The 18,483-nt window shown below is 55.5% G+C and carries 18 protein-coding genes; 7 read left to right on the top strand and 11 right to left on the bottom strand.

Translation table 11 applies throughout. The features are described from left to right. The first annotated feature begins 50 nt into the window (after positions 1-50). Positions 51-404 (top strand): DUF4156 domain-containing protein, encoded by a 354-nt coding sequence (locus HF679_RS16420; RefSeq protein WP_004856962.1) that lies wholly within the window; start codon positions 51-53, stop codon positions 402-404. Between the two features lie 82 nt (positions 405-486). On the opposite strand, the gene epmB is transcribed toward HF679_RS16420, so the two are convergent. After that, positions 487-1,518, bottom strand: coding sequence for an EF-P beta-lysylation protein EpmB (gene epmB / locus HF679_RS16415; protein WP_123757825.1), 1,032 nt, complete (start codon positions 1,516-1,518; stop codon positions 487-489). 40 nt (positions 1,519-1,558) lie between these two features. On the opposite strand from epmB, the gene efp reads away from it, so the two are divergent. The 4 genes from efp (at position 1,559) to sugE (ending at position 3,124) form a co-directional block, all read left to right on the top strand. After that, entirely contained in the window at positions 1,559-2,125 is a 567-nt protein-coding gene (gene efp, locus HF679_RS16410; RefSeq protein WP_123757826.1) for an elongation factor P, read from the top strand. 91 nt (positions 2,126-2,216) lie between these two features. Then, a complete protein-coding gene (locus tag HF679_RS16405; protein ID WP_154145071.1) occupies positions 2,217-2,348 on the top strand; it encodes an entericidin A/B family lipoprotein in 132 nt (43 codons plus the stop codon). A 171-nt stretch (positions 2,349-2,519) separates the two neighbouring features. After that, complete coding sequence (gene ecnB / locus HF679_RS16400; protein ID WP_004097935.1) at positions 2,520-2,666, top strand: lipoprotein toxin entericidin B; 147 nt, start codon at positions 2,520-2,522, stop codon at positions 2,664-2,666. Positions 2,667-2,806: 140 nt separating this feature from the next. Then, the gene (gene sugE, locus HF679_RS16395) at positions 2,807-3,124 is read left to right on the top strand and encodes a quaternary ammonium compound efflux SMR transporter SugE (protein WP_123757827.1); all 318 of its coding nucleotides are present in this window, start codon (positions 2,807-2,809) and stop codon (positions 3,122-3,124) included. Here the strand turns inward: sugE and HF679_RS16390 are convergent, their stop codons facing one another. The 5 genes from HF679_RS16390 to frdA form a co-directional block, all read right to left on the bottom strand. Further along, the gene (locus HF679_RS16390) at positions 3,125-3,655 is read right to left on the bottom strand and encodes a lipocalin family protein (RefSeq protein WP_123757828.1); all 531 of its coding nucleotides are present in this window, start codon (positions 3,653-3,655) and stop codon (positions 3,125-3,127) included. Positions 3,656-3,767: 112 nt separating this feature from the next. Further along, positions 3,768-4,127: a fumarate reductase subunit FrdD gene (gene frdD / locus HF679_RS16385; protein ID WP_004856982.1), complete on the bottom strand. Its 360-nt coding sequence runs from the start codon at positions 4,125-4,127 to the stop codon at positions 3,768-3,770. A gap of 10 nt (positions 4,128-4,137) precedes the next feature. Continuing rightward, positions 4,138-4,533, bottom strand: coding sequence for a fumarate reductase subunit FrdC (frdC, locus tag HF679_RS16380; protein ID WP_123757829.1), 396 nt, complete (start codon positions 4,531-4,533; stop codon positions 4,138-4,140). 10 nt (positions 4,534-4,543) lie between these two features. After that, entirely contained in the window at positions 4,544-5,278 is a 735-nt protein-coding gene (gene frdB, locus HF679_RS16375) for a fumarate reductase iron-sulfur protein (protein ID WP_032689849.1), read from the bottom strand. Then, positions 5,271-7,061, bottom strand: coding sequence for a fumarate reductase (quinol) flavoprotein subunit (gene frdA, locus HF679_RS16370; protein WP_123757830.1), 1,791 nt, complete (start codon positions 7,059-7,061; stop codon positions 5,271-5,273). The genes frdB and frdA overlap by 8 nt, the downstream gene beginning before the upstream one ends. Before the next feature lie 276 nt (positions 7,062-7,337). Here frdA and epmA point away from each other — a divergent pair, with 276 nt between their 5' ends. Next, positions 7,338-8,315, top strand: coding sequence for an elongation factor P--(R)-beta-lysine ligase (gene epmA / locus HF679_RS16365; protein WP_123757831.1), 978 nt, complete (start codon positions 7,338-7,340; stop codon positions 8,313-8,315). Positions 8,316-8,395: 80 nt separating this feature from the next. Here epmA and HF679_RS16360 read toward each other — a convergent pair whose 3' ends face one another. Both HF679_RS16360 and HF679_RS16355 read right to left on the bottom strand, forming a co-directional pair. Next, a complete protein-coding gene (locus HF679_RS16360; RefSeq protein ID WP_123757832.1) occupies positions 8,396-10,495 on the bottom strand; it encodes an alpha-galactosidase in 2,100 nt (699 codons plus the stop codon). A 21-nt stretch (positions 10,496-10,516) separates the two neighbouring features. After that, positions 10,517-11,755: an oligosaccharide MFS transporter gene (locus HF679_RS16355; RefSeq protein ID WP_123757833.1), complete on the bottom strand. Its 1,239-nt coding sequence runs from the start codon at positions 11,753-11,755 to the stop codon at positions 10,517-10,519. A 250-nt stretch (positions 11,756-12,005) separates the two neighbouring features. On the opposite strand from HF679_RS16355, the gene HF679_RS16350 reads away from it, so the two are divergent. Next, entirely contained in the window at positions 12,006-12,986 is a 981-nt protein-coding gene (locus tag HF679_RS16350) for a LacI family DNA-binding transcriptional regulator (RefSeq protein ID WP_187042228.1), read from the top strand. Positions 12,987-13,001: 15 nt separating this feature from the next. Here HF679_RS16350 and mscM read toward each other — a convergent pair whose 3' ends face one another. The 3 genes from mscM to rsgA all read right to left on the bottom strand — a co-directional run bounded on the left by mscM (position 13,002) and on the right by rsgA (position 18,436). After that, positions 13,002-16,328, bottom strand: a complete 3,327-nt coding sequence (mscM, locus tag HF679_RS16345) for a miniconductance mechanosensitive channel MscM (protein WP_123757835.1) — start codon at positions 16,326-16,328, stop codon at positions 13,002-13,004. Positions 16,329-16,352: 24 nt separating this feature from the next. Next, the gene (gene asd / locus HF679_RS16340; RefSeq protein WP_154145068.1) at positions 16,353-17,279 is read right to left on the bottom strand and encodes an archaetidylserine decarboxylase; all 927 of its coding nucleotides are present in this window, start codon (positions 17,277-17,279) and stop codon (positions 16,353-16,355) included. Between the two features lie 95 nt (positions 17,280-17,374). Next, complete coding sequence (rsgA, locus tag HF679_RS16335) at positions 17,375-18,436, bottom strand: small ribosomal subunit biogenesis GTPase RsgA (RefSeq protein ID WP_123757837.1); 1,062 nt, start codon at positions 18,434-18,436, stop codon at positions 17,375-17,377. Positions 18,437-18,483 lie beyond the last annotated feature (47 nt).

Below are 18,483 nucleotides of genomic sequence, written 5' to 3'. Positions count from 1 at the left end.
AGGTGTACATCCGGGCCAGCGCGTCCAGCTCATTGATCATGGGGAATAACATGCAGGTAAGATATTTAGCAGGGATTGTCGGCGCAGCACTATTGTTAGCGGGTTGCAGTTCCAGCAACGAACTGAGCTCAGGCGGACAGAGCGTACGCTTTGTTGAAGACAAGCCGGGTGCGGATTGCCAGCTGTTGGGGACCGCGACTGGCAAGCAGAGCAACTGGTTGTCTGGTCAGAACGGTGATGAAGGCGGCTCCATGCGTGGCGCAGCTAACGCACTGCGTAACCAGGCAGCGGCAATGGGTGGCAACGTGATTTATGGCGTCAGCAGCCCGACGCAGAATCTGCTGTCGAGCTTTGTCCCGACCGACAGCGAAATGAACGGTCAGGTTTATAAGTGCCCGAACTGATGTGAGGTTGTGCCTTTCTCACCGTCGGTGAGAAAGCGGCCTGCACGTCGAGGGTCTGCCAGTTTATCCCCGGCAGACCTTTTCACGAATGTTGTTTCAAGCCTAAATCCAGCGGCGTCTTGCTTGGTTCGCCGCCAATCTCACGCGCCAGTTTTGGCACCATATAGCCTGACACCAGGGTCAACAGTTCGCGCATAATCGCCCGTGCTTCTTCATCATCGACCATAAAATGGGCCGCGCCCTGGACCTTATCCAGCACGTGCAGATAGTAGGGGATGACGCCAGCATCAAACAGCGCGTTGCTGAGATTCGCCAGCGTTTGCGCATTATCGTTAATGCCGCGCAGCAGGACGCTTTGATTCAGGAGCGTGACGCCCGCTTTACGTAAGCGCATCATCGCTTCACGAAAGTCGTTATCGATCTCATTGGCATGGTTAATGTGGTTCACCAGCAGTATCTGCAGCGACGATTGTTCAAACCGCGATACCAGCGTAGCGGTGATGCGCGCCGGAATGACAATTGGCAGACGGCTGTGGATGCGCAGACGCTTGATGTGCGGGATACCTTCCAGCTGCGTCAGCAGCCAGTCGAGCTCATGATCTTTCGCCATCAGCGGGTCACCGCCGGAAAAAATGATCTCATCGAGCTGCGGATGGGCGGCGATATACTCCAGCGCGGCCTGCCAGTTGCGTTTATTGCCCTGGTTTTCAGCATAGGGGAAGTGCCGACGGAAACAATATCGACAATTTACCGCGCAGCCGCCTTTCACCAAAAGCAGCGCCCGGTTGCGGTATTTATGCAACAAGCCAGGCACGACGCTGTGCTGTTCTTCCAGTGGATCGGTGGAGTATCCAGGGGCAGAGACAAACTCTTCCTGCGAGGTAAGTACCTGACGAAGAAGAGGATCATTGGGGTTTCCCGGTTCCATGCGAGCGATAAATGCCCGTGGAACACGCAGCGCAAACAGGCGCTTCGCATCACGCCCCGCCAATAAGTTTGCATCAGCGTCTACATTTAAAAGATGCAGCAGTTCATCAGGACTGGTCACAACATCGGCAAGTTGCGTTAACCAATCTTCTCTGGATGGGGTATTTAGGGTTACAATATGCGCCATTTTGTGGCTTAGCTACCAATTAACAATTTCAGAGGGCCTTATGGCGACTTACTATAGCAACGATTTTCGTGCCGGTCTTAAAATCATGATGGACGGCGAACCTTATGCGGTTGAAGCGAGTGAATTCGTGAAACCAGGTAAAGGTCAGGCTTTTGCTCGCGTTAAGCTGCGTCGTCTGCTGACCGGTACCCGCGTAGAGAAAACCTTCAAATCTACCGATTCCGCTGAAGGCGCAGACGTTGTCGATATGAACCTGACTTACCTGTACAACGACGGTGAGTTCTTCCACTTCATGAACAACTCTACTTTCGAGCAGCTGGCTGCCGACGAGAAAGCCGTAGGCGATAACGCTAAATGGCTGCTGGATCAGGCTGAGTGCATCGTGACCCTGTGGAATGGTCAGCCTATCTCCGTGACTCCGCCGAACTTTGTTGAACTGGAAATCGTTGAAACCGATCCAGGTCTGAAAGGCGACACCGCAGGTACCGGTGGTAAACCAGCAACGCTGTCTACTGGCGCTGTGGTTAAAGTTCCGCTGTTTGTTCAGATTGGTGAAGTCATCAAAGTGGATACTCGCTCTGGCGAATACGTATCCCGCGTGAAGTAATTCATGTTCTGAGATGGTTGGCGCAGCGGTGTGCTGCGCCTGCTATTGCACGTCAGGGTATGGTAAGCAAGGAACGGACAAGCAGGGGAAGATGAATAACTCAATTAAGCTTCTGATATTGCTCTCCCTGAGCGCAGTTTTGTTGACCGGCTGCAATACAGCCCGCGGCTTTGGTGAAGATATTCAGGGTCTGGGGCATGCCATTTCCCGTGCCGTCAGCTAGGCGCTTTTGCCAGGCTACATGATGCATCATCGCATCTGTTGTACCGTTGCACTTCCTTCTGTTGTTTCATCACTCCTTTTCTCTTAAAAAACGCTGAGATCCCGCCATCCCGGGCCAGGTTGTCTATGCTTATAGGGCACGATAACTAAAACTGGTAATAAGGATGACATTATGGTGAAAAAAGCGATTGCAGCGTTCTTTACGGTTTTGGCCCTTTCTTCTGTGTTGACCGCATGTAATACAACACGTGGTGTTGGTCAGGATATTTCAGAAGGTGGTAGTGCCATCTCTGGGGCTGCGACTAAAGCTCAGCAATAGACCTCGACGGTACGGTTTATCGGCCGTACCGTTCTTCCTCTCTGCGACGTAGTTGCTTATAATACCTGCGATTTTCACACACCTTGCGGGACGACCCGTAAGCGTATCGCATCCGGGGACGGCCCCATCAAGGGGGTTCTGTGTCCTGGTTTGTTCTGTTTATCGCCGGTCTGCTGGAAGTGGTCTGGGCGGTTGGTCTGAAATATACCCACGGTTTTAGTCGCCTGGTGCCAAGCGTTATCACGATTGTCGCCATGGTGGTCAGCATGGCGATGCTGTCGTGGGCGATGAAGACGCTGCCTGTCGGCACCGCCTATGCGGTCTGGACGGGGATTGGCGCGGTAGGTGCCGCCATCACCGGTATCGTCCTGCTGGGCGAATCCGCCAGCGCTATGCGTATTGCCAGCCTGGCGTGCATCGTTGTCGGTATTATCGGGCTAAAGATCAGCGCACACTGACTAATAGTGCTGATTCACCCAGATAAGTTTACTGACGTCGAAACCTTGCCGGGTAGCAATGTCCAGCATCTGCTGTTTAACCTCCGGTGAGATTTGCGGCGAGCGGGCCAGCAGCCACAGATAATCGTGGTCTGGTCCGCAGACCAGCGCATGGCGATACTCTTTATCCAGCGCGATAACGTTGTAGCCGCCGTAGAAAGGGCCAAAGAAGGAGACTTTTAATGCTGCGCGGGTCGGTGAGCCGGTAAAGTAAGCCACGCCATCGGTTTTTTGCCACATCTCCCGGTCGGGGTTATAGCCTTTATTCACGACGTCCAACCCGCCATCGCCACGCAGGCTGTAGGTGGCGGTGACTTTTTCGAGACCGCTTTCAAACGAGTGGTCGAGACGGGCAATCTCATACCAGGTGCCAAGATAGCGCTGAGTGTCAAACGGGCTGACCACCGTCACGCCTTGCGGCGGTGTCGGCGTGCTACAGGCGACAACCAGAAACGACGCGGCAATAACCGCAATAATGGGCAGCACACGCATAGCATTTTCCTTGCTGGCTTTTTAGCTAAGTGTAGATTCTGCCTGGAAAAAAGCGGGGATATTTTCTGCAAAAGAGAGCCCGGTAACAGAATGCTACCGGGCATCTGGGACGTTAAATAAATAATACGCCGATCAGCGTCACGACCGTCAGAATGGCCGCCAGGCCGTAGAAGACCCATTTACCGTTCGGGACGTGGATTTTCAGGTCATGCATGGCGTGATGGATACGGTGTAACCCGCACCACAGCGGCAGGACGATCATCAGGAAGATGAAGGCGCGCCCGACAAAGCTCTGCGCAAAGCCCAGCACGCGCTCGTAGCTGAAAGCATCGCCTGGCGCCAGACCTAATGGCAGCAGGATACCTACCAGCAGCACCATCACCGGCGCGACAATCGCGCCCCACATGCCGCCGGCACCAAACAGTCCCCAGAAGACCGGCTCATCGGAACGTTTCGGGTTGGGATTGATCATTTCAGTCTCCTTACCAGAACAGGGCAACAAACAGGATCACCACGGTCACCAGCGCGGTCACCATCCAAAGCCCCTTAATCACCGGCTCTGGCCCCATTTTTTCACCTTTAAGAATGATATTGGCGGCTTTCGGCGCCAGCTCAAACCAGGTTTTGGTGTGCAGCAACGCGCCTGCCAGGGTGATCAGATTCAGGATCACCACCACCGGGTTCTGCAGGAAACCCACATAGCCCGCCCAGCTTTCTGCGCCGTGCTTCAGGGCAAACAGACCGTAAATCAGCACAATACTGAACCATACCGTCGGTACGGCGGTGCCTTCACGCACCATATAGAAGCGATAAAACGGCAGCTTTTTCCACCAGGTGGAGGTCATCGGCCGCACATAGGGTTTGCGTTTCGTCGTCATCATGCACTCCTTAGCGTGGTTTCAGGGTGGCGATAAGAAAGTCTTTCGAGCTTTCTACTTTGCCCTGCTGAATGGCAGCCGCCGGGTCGACATGCTTCGGACACACTTCCGAGCAGTAGCCCACGAAGGTGCAGGTCCAGACGCCATTCTGACCGTTCAGCTGCGCCATACGTTCCTTCTTACCGTGGTCGCGGCTGTCTTCGTTGTAGCGATGGGCGAGGGTGATCGCCGCCGGGCCGATAAACTCCGGATTCAAACCAAACTGCGGGCAAGCGGCATAGCACAGGCCGCAGTTGATGCAGCCGGAGAACTGATGGTATTTCGCCATCTGCGCCGGGGTTTGCTTGTTTGGTCCCTGGTCCGGGGTTCGCGGGTTGCCGATAATATAGGGCTTAATAGCTTCCAGGCTTTCGATAAAGTGGGTCATATCGACGACCAGATCGCGCTCGATCGGGAAGTTAGCCAGCGCCTCAACTTTTATGCCCTTGGTGTATTCACGCAGGAAGGTTTTACACGCCAGTTTCGGCACCTTGTTGACCATCATCCCGCAGGAGCCGCAAATCGCCATGCGGCAGGACCAGCGGTAGCTCAGGTCAGGCGCCAGGTTGTCTTTGATGTAGCCCAGCGCATCAAGTAGCGAGGTTTGCTCATCATACGGGACTTCATAAAACGCGCTGTGCGGTGCGGTGTCCACTTCCGGGTTGTAGCGCACCACTTCAATTTTGAGGTTTTTCATCTCAGCCATTTGCCGGCTCCTTCTTCTCGGCTGCTTCCGCTTCTGCACCATAGACACGTTTTGCTGGCGGCAGAGTGGTGATTTTCACATCGCCATATTCCAGACGTGTGGTGCCATCGGCATCGCGGAAGGCGAGCGTGTGTTTGAGGAAATTGACGTCATCACGTTCGGTGCAGCCTTCGTCGAGGCGCTGATGCGCGCCGCGCGACTCTTTACGGGCGATGGCGGAGTGCGCCATGCATTCCGCGACGTTCAGGCCGTGGCCCAGTTCGATGGTGTAGAGCAAATCGGTGTTGAAGACGCTGGAGTTATCGGTGATGCGCACGCGCTTGAAGCGCTCCTGCAGTTCCGCCAGCTTATCGATGGTTTTCTGCATCAGCTCCGGCGTACGGTAGATGCCGCAGCCTTCTTCCATCGACAGTCCCATTTCATCGCGAATTTTCGCCCAGTTCTCGTTACCTTCCTGATTGACGAGCGTTTTAAGGCGTTTTTCCACGTCGGCAGCCTGGGCATCCAGCGCTGTGCCGTTAGCTTCCCCGGCCTCAGCGGCGCGCTTCATGGCTTGTTCACCGGCAAGGCGACCAAATACCACCAGTTCCGCCAGCGAGTTAGAGCCAAGACGGTTCGCGCCATGCAGGCCGACGGATGAGCATTCGCCCACCGCAAACAGGCCCTTAATGCGGGTTTCACACTGCTGGTCGGTATCAATACCGCCCATGGTGTAGTGGGCGGTCGGGCGAACCGGGATCGGTTCTTTAACCGGGTCTACGCCGACATAGGCCTTCGCCAGCTCACAGATAAACGGCAGGCGCTCAAGCAGCTTTTTCTCGCCCAGATGGCGCAGATCGAGATACACCACGTCGCCGCGCGGCGTGGGGATGGTGTTACCTTTCCGCCACTCATGCCAGAATGCCTGAGACACTTTGTCGCGCGGGCCGAGTTCCATATATTTGTTTTTCGGCTCGCCCAGCGGCGTTTCCGGGCCCATGCCGTAATCCTGCAGATAGCGGTAGCCGTTTTTGTTGACCAGAATACCGCCTTCGCCGCGACAGCCTTCAGTCATCAGGATGCCGGAGCCTGGCAGGCCGGTTGGGTGATACTGTACAAACTCCATATCGCGCAGCGGCACGCCGTGGCTCAGCGCCATGCCCATGCCGTCGCCGGTGACGATGCCGCCGTTGGTGTTATAGCGATAGACGCGTCCTGCGCCGCCGGTGGCCATGACCACCGCGTTGGCGCGGATTTGCACCAGAGTGCCTTCCATCATATTCATCGCTACCAGGCCACGGGCCTGGCCATCATCGACCAGAATGTCGAGGACGAAGTGTTCGTCGAAGCGTTGAATTTGTGGGAACTGGAGGGAGGTCTGGAACAGGGTGTGCAGCATATGGAAGCCGGTCTTATCGGCGGCGAACCACGTGCGTTCGATTTTCATCCCCCCGAAGCGGCGTACGTTGACGCTGCCGTCCGGACGGCGGCTCCACGGACATCCCCACTGCTCAAGCTGGGCCATTTCCGTCGGGCAATGGTGGACGAAATAGTCGACGACATCCTGCTCGCAGAGCCAGTCGCCGCCGGCGACGGTGTCGTGAAAATGGTACTCAAAGCTGTCATGATCCTGCGCGACGGCGGCGGAACCGCCTTCTGCTGCCACGGTATGGCTGCGCATGGGATAGACTTTTGAAATCAGTGCGATTTTGGCATTTGGATTTGCCTGCGCCGCGGCAATGGCTGCGCGAAGACCTGCTCCGCCAGCGCCAATTACGGCAAGATCGGCTTGAAAAGTTTGCACGACATTCCTCCAGTTTTTGTTTATTTCGCCGCCGGACTGGCGAAAATGTATCACTGCTCCTTTATAGGTAAAGGAGTATAGCCGTAGGGTTGATGGGGAAAATTGATGTGTTCGATTTTTTTATCAATATGTGCGCCGGATTATTAGCTGCGGTTATGAATTTTGGTCAAAAATAAATTATCCGAATGCTTTACGGCGGCCAGTTTGCACAAAATTTGTTTCACCCGACGGTTACGAGTAGACTTCGTGCCCTTGTATGAAATCGGAGAAAGTAACATGAGCGAAACGGCAACCTGGCAGCCGAGCGCGTCCATTCCAAACCTGTTAAAACGTGCGGCGATAATGGCGGAAATTCGCCGTTTCTTCAGCGACCGTGGCGTGCTGGAGGTGGAGACGCCTTGCATGAGCCAGGCAACGGTGACAGATATTCACCTGTTCCCGTTCCAGACCCGTTTCGTTGGCCCTGGCTATTCGCAGGGGATGGATCTTTACCTGATGACCAGCCCGGAATACCACATGAAGCGTCTGCTGGCGGCAGGCTGTGGTCCGGTATTCCAGCTGTGTCGTAGCTTCCGTAATGAAGAGATGGGGCGGCATCACAATCCTGAATTCACAATGCTGGAGTGGTATCGTCCGTGCTACGACATGTACCGACTGATTAATGAAGTCGATGATTTACTTCAACAAGTGCTGGAGTGCCAGCCGGCGGAAAGCCTCTCTTATCAGCAGGCGTTCCTGCGCCATCTTGAACTGGATCCTCTGTCAGCAGATAAAACGCAGCTGCGTGAAGCGGCGGCGAAGCTCGATCTGAGCAATATCGCCGATACGGAAGAAGACCGGGACACCTTATTGCAGCTGCTGTTTACCATGGGCGTTGAGCCGCATATTGGTAAAGATCGTCCGACCTTTGTGTATCACTTCCCGGCAAGCCAGGCTTCTCTGGCGCAGATCAGCACGGAAGATCACCGCGTTGCTGAGCGCTTTGAGGTCTACTACAAGGGGATTGAACTGGCGAATGGTTTCCATGAACTGACCGACGCGCGGGAACAGCAGCAGCGTTTTGAACAGGATAACCGCAAGCGCGCGGCCCGCGGTCTGCCGCAGCAGCCGATTGATACCAACCTGCTGGGTGCGCTGCAGGCCGGTCTGCCAGACTGCTCCGGCGTGGCGCTAGGGGTCGATCGTGTCGTGATGCTGGCGCTGGGCGCCGAGAGTATCAGCGAAGTGATTGCCTTTACCGTCGATCGCGCCTAGGTCCTGTCACATACGCTGGCGTAGCGTTGAATAACGGAATCACATAGCCCGGCGTTCACTCTCGCCGGGCTATGAGAGAGTTAGCGGGATATCTCAAAAATGACCGCCGAGCGCGGCGGCAAAGTGACCGTCAGGACCTCCTGCTCATTGTGCCAGACGGCTTCATGTTGCACGGTGGCTGGATAACCCTGTCGTACGCTGCCTTTAAGCCCGGTCAACGGTAGCGCGCAGCTCTCCTGCGGTCCCTCTCGTCGCCAGACCGCCAGCCACACCTTGCCTTCTGTGGACTTCATGCCCAAAGCCACCCATTCGTCGGTAAAGCTCGAGAGCCCCAGCGGCCAGAACGGCAGCGCAGTGTTGATGTGCTGGCGCAACGTTTTGTAGTAGCGAATCGCCTCTTTGACCTGCTGAAACCCCCGCTCGGAGAGCTCCGCCAGATGGCCGCTCTGGTGAATGCGCAGCAGCATCGCCGAGACCTGATTAAAGATGACCGCCTGTTCATCATCATCGCGCAGTGGATAGGACCAGATAGCCGCCTGCTCCGGCGTGACGGCGGTAGGGGCGTTGGCGGCAATGGTGGCGTACTTCAGGTAATCTTCCTGATCGCTGGTTGACTGGATAGAGCAGCGGCTCAGCATGGCATAATCCATCCGCAGGCCGCCGCTGCCGCAGTTTTCAATGATCAACTGCGGATAGCGGGTAAACACGCGGTCCAGCCACGCCAGCCAGGCCCGGTTATGCTTCAGCAGACCGTCGCCGGCGCTATCGGCGTTCTGCTCGGTGCCAATGCCGGGCTCAATGTTGTAATCCATTTTGATATAGCCGACACCATATTCAGTGACCAGCCGGTCGATCACTTCATCGGCATGGCGAATGACCGCCGGGCTGGTAAAGTCCAACTGGTAACGGCTGCGGTCAAAGACCCGTTTACCGTGGCGCATGAAGAACCAGCTGTCGTCGGTTTCCGCCAGTTTAGGTGATTTCACACCCATGACTTCCAGTTCCAGCCACAGCCCAGGGATCATGCCTTTTTCGCGAATATAGCGAATCACATGCTGAATGCCTTCGGGGAAACGCTCTTCGCTCGGCAACCACTGACCCACGCCGTTCCACCATTCACCTTTGTCATACCAGCCGCAATCGATACAGAAATATTCGGCCCCCGCTTCAGCGGCGGCATCGATCAGCGGCAGCAGTTTTGCCGTTGTGGGATCGCCAAATAAGCAGTTCATGTAGTCGTTGAAGATAACGCCTAACTGCTGGTTATCATCATTGAGACGCCGGGTGCGGCGGCGATACTGGGTCAAGGTCGCCATGGCATCGGTGAAGCCCGCCTGGGTGACGCCTATCGCCACCGGAACAGAACAGAACGCGTCGCCGGGCTGCAGCTGTTTAAACCAGTGATGATAAAACTCATTCGGACCACCTAACTGCAGATAGAGTTGGTTGGCCTGATCGCCGATTTCCCAGTGCCATGAACCGTTATGCTCAATTTGCCAGAACAGGCCGGCGCCGGTGCAGCTATCTTCCAGATAGCCCATTGGCAGGTATTCTTTGCTCGACCACGCACCGGTATTACTGTAGTGCAGCGGTTTTGATGAACGCTGCAGCCCTTTCTGAATACAGGGCATGAACCCTAATTCATCAAACCGGTACTGTCGCCATTGCAGCTCACGGGTCCAGCTGTTGTGGGGAATATGCAATGTGAAGTTATCCCCCCAGTTTTTGGCGCTCTCTTTGGCAATGCCGTTAATCACAAAGCTGGAAAGATACTCTACGGTAAAGGCCTCATGACCTTGGTTACGAATGACGCTCCAGCTGCGGATCAGCGCCAAATGAGTATAAAACTGATAATGAACTTCAACCTGTGCGGCGGTGATGGTGTCATACAGGGTAAAAACCAGCTTGCGTCCGTCGCGATTGTGGGAGTCCTGGTGCTGCTGGTAGCGCAGCGTATAGCCCGGTGCCGTAGCGGTGAACCCGGCGCCATGTCGTTCAAGCGGCTTATCCAGCCCGGAAATATTGACCTCAACCAGATTAAAGCGCGATTGCTCATCGTGATTGGGGCCGATGGTGTCAGCATTAAACGGCAGGGCGGAAAAATGCAGCAGACGTGCCCGGTCGGCTAAATCGAAAACCATGGTAATACCGTTTTCAATGACGGATAAAAACTCTGACATATCAACTCCTGAATCGCAGGGTTATACGGTTGGCGCGGGGTGCAGCACCCGATTGCGCGATAACGTGAAAACAGAAATAACGGTGAAGCACAGCGCGATAATGCCGAGGACGGTATAGGACTGTTTGAAACCCATCGCATCGTACATACCGCCGATGGCGGTGCTCATGAAGATTTGGCTGAACTGCTTGGAGAACTGGAAGCCGATTAAGTACACGGTGGCAGACAGTCGCCAGTCGAAATTGGCGGAGATGTATTTCAGGGTGGCGATAATCAGAATCGAGCTTTCGAAGCCATGTAATAGCTTCATGGTGGAAATCATGATCGGGCCGGTGGCCATTGCGCTGCCGATAATACGGAAGGTCATGATAAAACCGCAGTACAGCAGGGCGTTTTTGGGGCCAATACGATTGACGATGGCCGGCGCGAAAAACATGGTTAACGCATCAAGGAAAATCTGTACGGTGTAGAGATAGCCAAATACTTCCGCTCCCCGTTCGCGGGTGGCGAAAAAGCTGCTGTAGTAGACAGCGAACTGTTGATCGTAGGTTTCATAAACGGCGCCAACGCCCACCATATACAGCACCAGAAACCAGAAGCGTCCTGTTTGCAGCAGGGCCAGCACATCGCCGCGCTCTATTTTTACCCGCTGCGGACTGAGCGCATCGTCTTGCATATGCAGGCCTGGGCGGAAGAAACAGAGCAACACGGCGAGGATCAGCCCGGCGCAGCTTGCCATGATAAAGATGTAGTTAGGGTTAATCGCAAAAAGCTTACCGGAAATAAAGGTACCGACCGCCGCCCCGATACCGCCCCACATTCTGGCACGGCCAAATTCAAACCCTTCGAGACGAGAAATTTTATCGATCCACGCCTCGCAGATCCCGCAGCCGCAACCAAACGTCAGGCCGATGAAGACGCCGCCCGCCAGAGCCCCGGCGATAATATTGATTTTGAGTAACGGGGCGAACACCCAGATCCACCAGGGGGCAAAAGCAATCATCAGCCCCGCCAGCATCCACATCAGGTGTTTACGGAAGTTAAGCTTATCGGCCAGGATGCCGAAGACGGGCTGGAAGACCACGGCGACAATAGCGATGCAGGTATACACCATGCCGACTTCGGTTGAGCGAATGCCAATTTTTTCCGTTAGCCATAATGACAGCCAGGGAAAGCAAGAACCCCAGCCGATAAAGAAAAAGAGAAACCATATGCTCGAGAGCAGGTAGTTCTCTTGCTTCATACCCTTTGCCGATAACATATAAAACCTCATTTTTAGTAAACAAGATATTGTTACCTTAAAAATTAACTTATCGTTTTGGGAAGAAGGCAATTATTGAAGCGTGAATAAGATCATGTTTCAAAACCAATTGAGCAATATATTTCATGGTGATAGCTAATATTTCCATATTAATCACGGCGGGATTTTTAGCTTAAAAAATCGAGGGTTGCTGTGGGTACGGCATAAATTTATAGTTAACGTAGTATGTTTATTTTTTATTGGGAGCGACATGACAAAGCCGGTCAGGATCAGAAGTATTGCTGAGGCGTGCGGGCTGTCCGTTGCCGCAGTATCCCGAGCCCTCAAAGGGCAGCCGGGGCTCAGGGAAGACACCCGGCAGAGAGTTATCGCGGTGGCGAAGGAAATGGGGTACGACTTTTCCCGTCTACGGGGAGATAAAATTAAGCGCGTCCTGTTTTTGCTCCATCGTCAGCATGATATTGCTCGTGCACTGCCATTTTATTCCCTGCTGTTGCTCGGCGTGGAGGACCACTGCCGTGAGCAAGGGATCGCCATGAGCTTTCTCTCCATCGGGCCTGGCGATAATGTCGATGAACAAATTGCATTGCATCATCCTGATGCCCTGATTTGTGCCGGATATTTTGAAAGCACGTTGATCATGGCGATACAGAAAACGAAGCTGCCGATGGTGCTGGTCGATTTATGGGCCCCTGATCTGCCCTGTGTGAATCTGGATAACCAGCATGGCGGATATCTGGCGACGCGCCATTTGATCGACACCGGGCGCAAGCGTATTGCCTTTCTTGCCAGCACTGCCGCCCACTACAGTATTCGTCAGCGGGAAAAGGGCTATCGTCAGGCGTTATATGAAGCGCAGATGATGATGCCGCCGGAATATGAAGTGATTGCTTCACCGCTGGTGGATACCAACCTGTCGCTGGTGACGGCAATGAACGAGCTACTGTCGCTACCGGTACCGCCGGACGCCATCTTCGCCTATAACGACGTGACGGCGATTGCGGCCATGAATATTTGTGAACGACGCGGGGTTCGTGTCCCACAGGATATTGCCATTATTGGCTTCGATGATATTGCACCTGCAGCGTGGAGTCGTCCGGCGCTGACCACTATTGCGGTCGACAAACATCAGCTCGGTTATCGGGCCGTGGGACTCTTGCTGGAAGGGGTGACACAGGCGGATGAAATGCTGCCCGTCACGCTGGTGGTGAGGGAAAGTACCGGGGGATAGCTCCCCCGGATGGCTTTACAGACTTCCCGGCGCCCGGCCGGATTTCCCTGCTGAGGTCAGCGACTTACTGGTTTTGAGGCCATCGATGCTTTCCAGACGCATCTGGAACGGCGGGAACGGCATGTCGATACCGTGTTCACGATAGCCCGCCAGAATCAGCTGGTGGATCTCATGGCGCAGCGGCATCCGGTGTCCCATCTCGGCGGCGTAAATACGCAGTTCGAAAATCTGAATACCCTGCTGCAGATCGACGAGGAACGCCTCTGGCGCAGGGGTATCGATCACCAGCGAACAACGGTGTGCCGCGGCGATCAGGATCTGCGTAACCTCTTCGGTGTTCGCATCCGCCGGCGCCGGAATGGTTAACACCACGCGGGTGACGGAGTCGGAGAGCGACCAGTTGATGAACTGCTCGGTGATAAAGGCCTTGTTGGGCACAATAATCTCTTTGCGGTCCCAGTCACTGATGGTGGTGGCGCGGGTATTGATTCGGGTCACGCTGCCGGTCAGATCGCGGATTGTCACCGTATCGCCAATACGTATCGGTTTTTCAAACAGAATAATCAGGCCAGAGATAAAGTTGGCGAAAATTTCCTGAAGACCAAAACCAAGCCCGACACCCAGCGCAGCAACCAGCCATTGCAGTTTCGCCCATTCAATCCCGATCATCGAGAAGCCCATCAGGCCACCGACCAGCATCAGCAGATATTTGGTGATGGTGGTGATGGCATAGCCGGTACCCGGCGTGAGATCGAGGTGCTGCAGCACCGCCAGCTCCAGCAATGCCGGGAAATTTCTCACCAGTTGAGTGGTGATGATTATCACCAGAATGGCGATCAATACCGCGCCGAGGGTAATCGGCTCCAGGCTCTCAACGCCCTGTACCGTAGAGGTGACATCCCATAACGAGATGTTCTCGAGGAAGCCGAACGCGGAATGAATTTCTGACCACAGCACGATCACCGACACCAGCGCGATGAGCATTAGCAACGAACGCACCAGGCGCAGAGACTGGGTACTGATGGCGTCGAGATCGATCTCGCTGACTTCGTTCTCCGCGGACCCTTCCGGACTGCTGGTATGAACCACATCATCTTCCCCGCGAGCACGCTGGGCGAGAATTTCCGCCCGCCGGTGTTTCGCACGGTCGAAGGCCAGCCGGCGGCGCTGAATCAGCATCCAACGGCGGATAATGTGGTACACCACCAACAGCAGGAACCAGATAGCCACCGAGGTTTCCAGCCTCGCCAGCAGCGCCTGAGCGGTAGCCAGATAGCCGATCGCCGCCGCCAGCATGGCGATTAACGGCGCGCCAAGCAGCAGGTTCCACAGCATGCGGTTGATCATGTTCTCGCCGCTCCCGGATTTATCGAGATACAGCGGGATCCCGGCGTGTTTCAGGCTCCACGTCACCAGCGCCAGCGCCCCGCAAATCAACAGGAAACAGAGACGCCCGAGTGAGGCGGAAAACTCACGATCGTTAAGATTATCAAACATAATCAGCGCGATAATCAGCGGCACGATCAGCCCGATGCTCATCAGGTAGTAGCGCATAGCTTTGGTGACCCGACTACGCGGCCAGCCAAAGTGGGCGATAAACAGGCCGTTTGGCCGGGCGAAGGTGGCGCAAATCATCACTACCCACAACAGCGGGACCGTCGCTGTGACGCTATCGCCGATCGCCACCGCCAGCGGATAGGGCCAGGCGGACTGCAGACCAAAGCCCAGGGTCATCCACAGCACCGGAAGGGGAGATGCCACCAGAATCGACCAGAACACGGTACGCAGCGTCAGCCAGAAGTGATCCTGAGTGACTTTGCCAACCCGGGCGCTGGAACGCTCCAGAAAACGGGTGAAATGGCGACGGGAGCTGATGCTGAAGCCCACCAGAATCAAGGCACCAAACAGCGGGAGCAGTGTCTCTTTGCTGGTCAACATCATGGCGCTGGCTTTGCCAAGCTGGCTGACGGTATCGAGAGACACCAGACGGCGCAGGTCGTGGACGATTTCCAGCGGCCATGAGAAACCGATAGGGCTGACGTCTGAGGTCCAGAACAGATAGCGGTGGGTCGCTTCGTTGATCTCTTTCAGCGCATCTTCCAACTGACTATTGGAAACTTTCAGCTTGGTCAGTTCCAGAATCAGCGTGTCGCCACCCTGCAGCAGTGAATTAAGCAGTTCGTTCTGCGTGCGCAGCTGCGCTTCAAGAATGCGGTTTTGTTCGCTGGTGAGCGGTTCGCCGTCGGCCTGGCGTATGAGCCGCAGCTGTGGCTGGTTGCCGAGCAGATCTTCAAAGTGCAGGCGCTGTACCCGCAGCTGAGCCATCTCGGTATCCAGCTGCTGTGGTTTTGGCATTTCCGGCAGACGGGCCACCTGGGCACGTAAGGCTTCACCCAGCAGGTTAGACGACCCGAGCCACTGAGATTGTTCGCGCAGGGTATTCAACGCCTGACGTACCTGGAGCGTCTGATTGGTGGCCTGGCGTTGCTGTGAGGCCACCAGGTCCATACGCTGGGCCTGCTGATTCAGCGCCTGAGAGAGTTCTCGGTTAACCTTAAACTGCTCTACAAGCTCCGGCGGCAGGTTTTCGCTGTTCTCTGCCAGCAGCTCGGTACTTTCCAGCGCTTTTTCCGCTTCGCGTTGGCGCTGGCTATTGAGCTGATTGCGTAGCGCCTGCAGGTAGCCGTCGAGGAGCTTGCTCTGTTTTTGCGCTAACTCGCCGCGCATGCGCGACAGTTCCTGACGATTGTTCGCCGAGAGCTGCGCCAGATCCAGTTCGTTCACCAGCGCTTTCAGGCGCGAGGATTCCGCCTGTAGGCCAAGATTCTGCGCCTGTGCCAGCGGCGTATTGCTGGTCTGCGCGCCGACCCGACGCTCCACTTCGTTGAGCTGACGGCGTGCGTCAGTTTGCTGTTGCGGAAGCTGGTTCAGGGAGTCGGCGATATCGCGCGCGCGCTCCTGCTCTTGCTGTGCCTGACGACTGGCTTCGAGCAGCTGGCTGCTGACCTGCAGGATCTCCTGGTTCAGCGCATCGGAAGAGAGGCTGGTTGAGACCTGGCGCGGTTCGTCGGACAGATTATTGAGCTGCGAGCGCAGCGTCTGGAAAAGCTTGGGGAAGTTGTCGATAACCTGCTGATACTGACGCGCGCGCTCGAGGGAAGCACTTCGTTCCTCAAGCGCGTTCAGTGCAGCTTGTAACGCTTCAACGGTACCAGGCTGGGCGGGTTTTGCCGCCTTCGCCTGTTCAAGTTCCTGAGCGATCTGTTTCGCGTCGGGGGCTGTCGCTGCGTACGCCCCGAAACTGAGGCTCCAGGCCAGCAGAAAAATAGATATCAGGCGCACGGCATAACCCTTTTTAGTCAGGAATTAACCTTCGTCTTGTGTGGCATCGTTCAGTGGGGTGGCGTCGTCTTCGACCGCGGACAGCGTCTCGACGGCAGTCGCCAGCGGCTGACCGAGCTGCGTGACGGAGAGGCTTTGCAACTGCTCAACCAGCTTCACTTTACCCGGTGCGAACAGGTTGATAACGGTAGAACCGAGCTTAAAGCGGCCCATCTCCTGGCCTTTCAGCAGCGCGATAGAACCTTCGCTGTCGCCTGCCGGCCAGGTCCAGCGTTTGATGATGCCTTCACGCGGCGGGGTGACCGTACCGGACCACACGGTTTCAATGCTGCCGACAATCGTTGCGCCCACCAGAATTTGTGCCATCGGGCCAAATTCCGTATCAAACAGGCAGATCACGCGTTCGTTACGGGCAAACAGATTAGGCACGTTCCGGGCGGTCAGGTGGTTCACGGAGAACAGATCGCCTGGCACATAGATCATTTCACGCAGGATGCCGTTGCACGGCATGTGCACGCGGTGATAGTCGCGCGGTGACAGGTAGGTGGTGGCGAAGTTGCCGTTACGGAACAGGTCGGCCATCTGGTAGTTACCTGCCAGCAGGGCTTCCAGGGTGTAGTTGTGGCCTTTCGCCTGCAGGATTTTATCGTCTTCGATGGCGCCCAGCTGACTGATGGCGCCGTCGGCAGGCATGACCAGCACGTTAGGATCCGTGTTAACGGGACGCACTTCTTCACGCAGCGGGCGCACGAAGAAATCGTTAAAGGTGCGGTAGCTGGCGGTATCTGGCTTCTGCGCCTCTTTCATATCGACCTTGTAGCATTTCACAAACAGATCGATGACCAGTTTCGTCAGCCAGCCCGCTCGCTTGCTCGCACCCCAGCCTGAGAGGCGGGTGAGCCACAGTTTAGGCAGAATGTATTGCAGTGAAAGTTTAAGATCGTTTAACAAGGTAGCCTCCAGGCCATGATTTGTCGTTCCTGACCCCGCAAACGCGCGGGGACCTGAAAAAAGGGGGACGATTCTAACGATGCTCAGCTTAATTGTCAGTCATCGGATGATGAAAAGCTTTTACGCGTTTTTACCTGTACCTGCGTCATGCTTTCCAGGATGCGGTGATAGTTTGCGAAACGGCTCTCAGCAATTTTGCCATTTTCCACTGCTTCGCGAATAGCGCAGCCTGGATCGGTATCGTGCTTACAGTCGCGATATTTGCAACGGCCTAAATAATCGTGGAATTCGACAAAGCCGTGGGTAATTTGTTCCGCTTCCAGGTGCCATAACCCGAATTCACGTACGCCAGGGGAGTCGATCACATCGCCCCCGTGCGGGAAGTGATAGAGACGTGCCGCGGTGGTGGTGTGCTGGCCCAGCCCTGAGTTGTCAGACACATCGTTGGTCAGGATCTGATCTTCATGCAGACCCAGCAATGCGTTCAGCAGGCTGGATTTCCCCACCCCGGACTGCCCGGCAAAAATACTGATGCGGTCAGTGAGCGCGTCTTCAAGCGGTTTCAGACCATCCTGCGTGCGGCTTGAAACCATCAGTACGCGGTAGCCGATACCACGATAGATATCCATCTGCTCGTTAACGAAGGCCATGCCGTCAGCATCCAGCAGATCGGTTTTGTTGAGCACAATCAGAGGCTCAACATCCAGCGTTTCGCAGGCCACCAGATAGCGGTCAATAATGTTTAATGACAGCTCGGGCAAGATAGCGGAAACGATCACGATTTGATCGATGTTGGCAGCGATAGGTTTGACGCCGTCGTAGAAGTCCGGGCGTGTCAGGACGGAGGTTCGGTCGTGTACCGCCTCAACAATCCCTTTGACGTTGACGCCGTCAGCGGCATCTTTGCCGGGTCTCCAGACCACGCGGTCGCCGGTCACCAGCGAACGGATGGTACGGCGAATGTTGCAGCGGTGAACGTTACCGTCGGCGGATTCGACATCGGCATGCATACCAAACCGGCTGATAACGATGCCTTCGGACGTTTCGCCAAACAGGTTGTCATCGTAATCGGCCTTCTCCGAAGTCGTTTTCAGGCGGCGCTGATGATTGGCCTTCACGCGGCGCTGTTGGCCTTTGGAGAGCTTATTTTTACTCAATCGAACTGGCTCCTGGTCGCCCTGAGTGGGCAAAACCTCTATGATAC

It is taken from the genome of Enterobacter sp. JUb54 (assembly GCF_014298075.1).
GTDB lineage: Bacteria > Pseudomonadota > Gammaproteobacteria > Enterobacterales > Enterobacteriaceae > Klebsiella > Klebsiella lignicola.
This window is presented reverse-complemented; position numbering and strand designations above follow the sequence as displayed.

Excerpts from the sequence above, each read along its gene's own strand:
- HF679_RS16360 (WP_123757832.1), bottom strand. The coding sequence starts at position 10,495 with ATGTCAGAGTTTTTATCCGTCATTGAAAACGGTATTACCATGGTTTTC.
- epmA (WP_123757831.1), top strand. The coding sequence starts at position 7,338 with ATGAGCGAAACGGCAACCTGGCAGCCGAGCGCGTCCATTCCAAACCTG.
- HF679_RS16350 (WP_187042228.1), top strand. The coding sequence starts at position 12,006 with ATGACAAAGCCGGTCAGGATCAGAAGTATTGCTGAGGCGTGCGGGCTG.
- ecnB (WP_004097935.1), top strand. The coding sequence starts at position 2,520 with ATGGTGAAAAAAGCGATTGCAGCGTTCTTTACGGTTTTGGCCCTTTCT.
- HF679_RS16405 (WP_154145071.1), top strand. The coding sequence starts at position 2,217 with ATGAATAACTCAATTAAGCTTCTGATATTGCTCTCCCTGAGCGCAGTT.
- HF679_RS16390 (WP_123757828.1), bottom strand. The coding sequence starts at position 3,655 with ATGCGTGTGCTGCCCATTATTGCGGTTATTGCCGCGTCGTTTCTGGTT.
- epmB (WP_123757825.1), bottom strand. The coding sequence starts at position 1,518 with ATGGCGCATATTGTAACCCTAAATACCCCATCCAGAGAAGATTGGTTA.
- frdB (WP_032689849.1), bottom strand. The coding sequence starts at position 5,278 with ATGGCTGAGATGAAAAACCTCAAAATTGAAGTGGTGCGCTACAACCCG.
- HF679_RS16355 (WP_123757833.1), bottom strand. The coding sequence starts at position 11,755 with ATGTTATCGGCAAAGGGTATGAAGCAAGAGAACTACCTGCTCTCGAGC.
- frdD (WP_004856982.1), bottom strand. The coding sequence starts at position 4,127 with ATGATCAATCCCAACCCGAAACGTTCCGATGAGCCGGTCTTCTGGGGA.
- HF679_RS16420 (WP_004856962.1), top strand. The coding sequence starts at position 51 with ATGCAGGTAAGATATTTAGCAGGGATTGTCGGCGCAGCACTATTGTTA.
- efp (WP_123757826.1), top strand. The coding sequence starts at position 1,559 with ATGGCGACTTACTATAGCAACGATTTTCGTGCCGGTCTTAAAATCATG.
- frdC (WP_123757829.1), bottom strand. The coding sequence starts at position 4,533 with ATGACGACGAAACGCAAACCCTATGTGCGGCCGATGACCTCCACCTGG.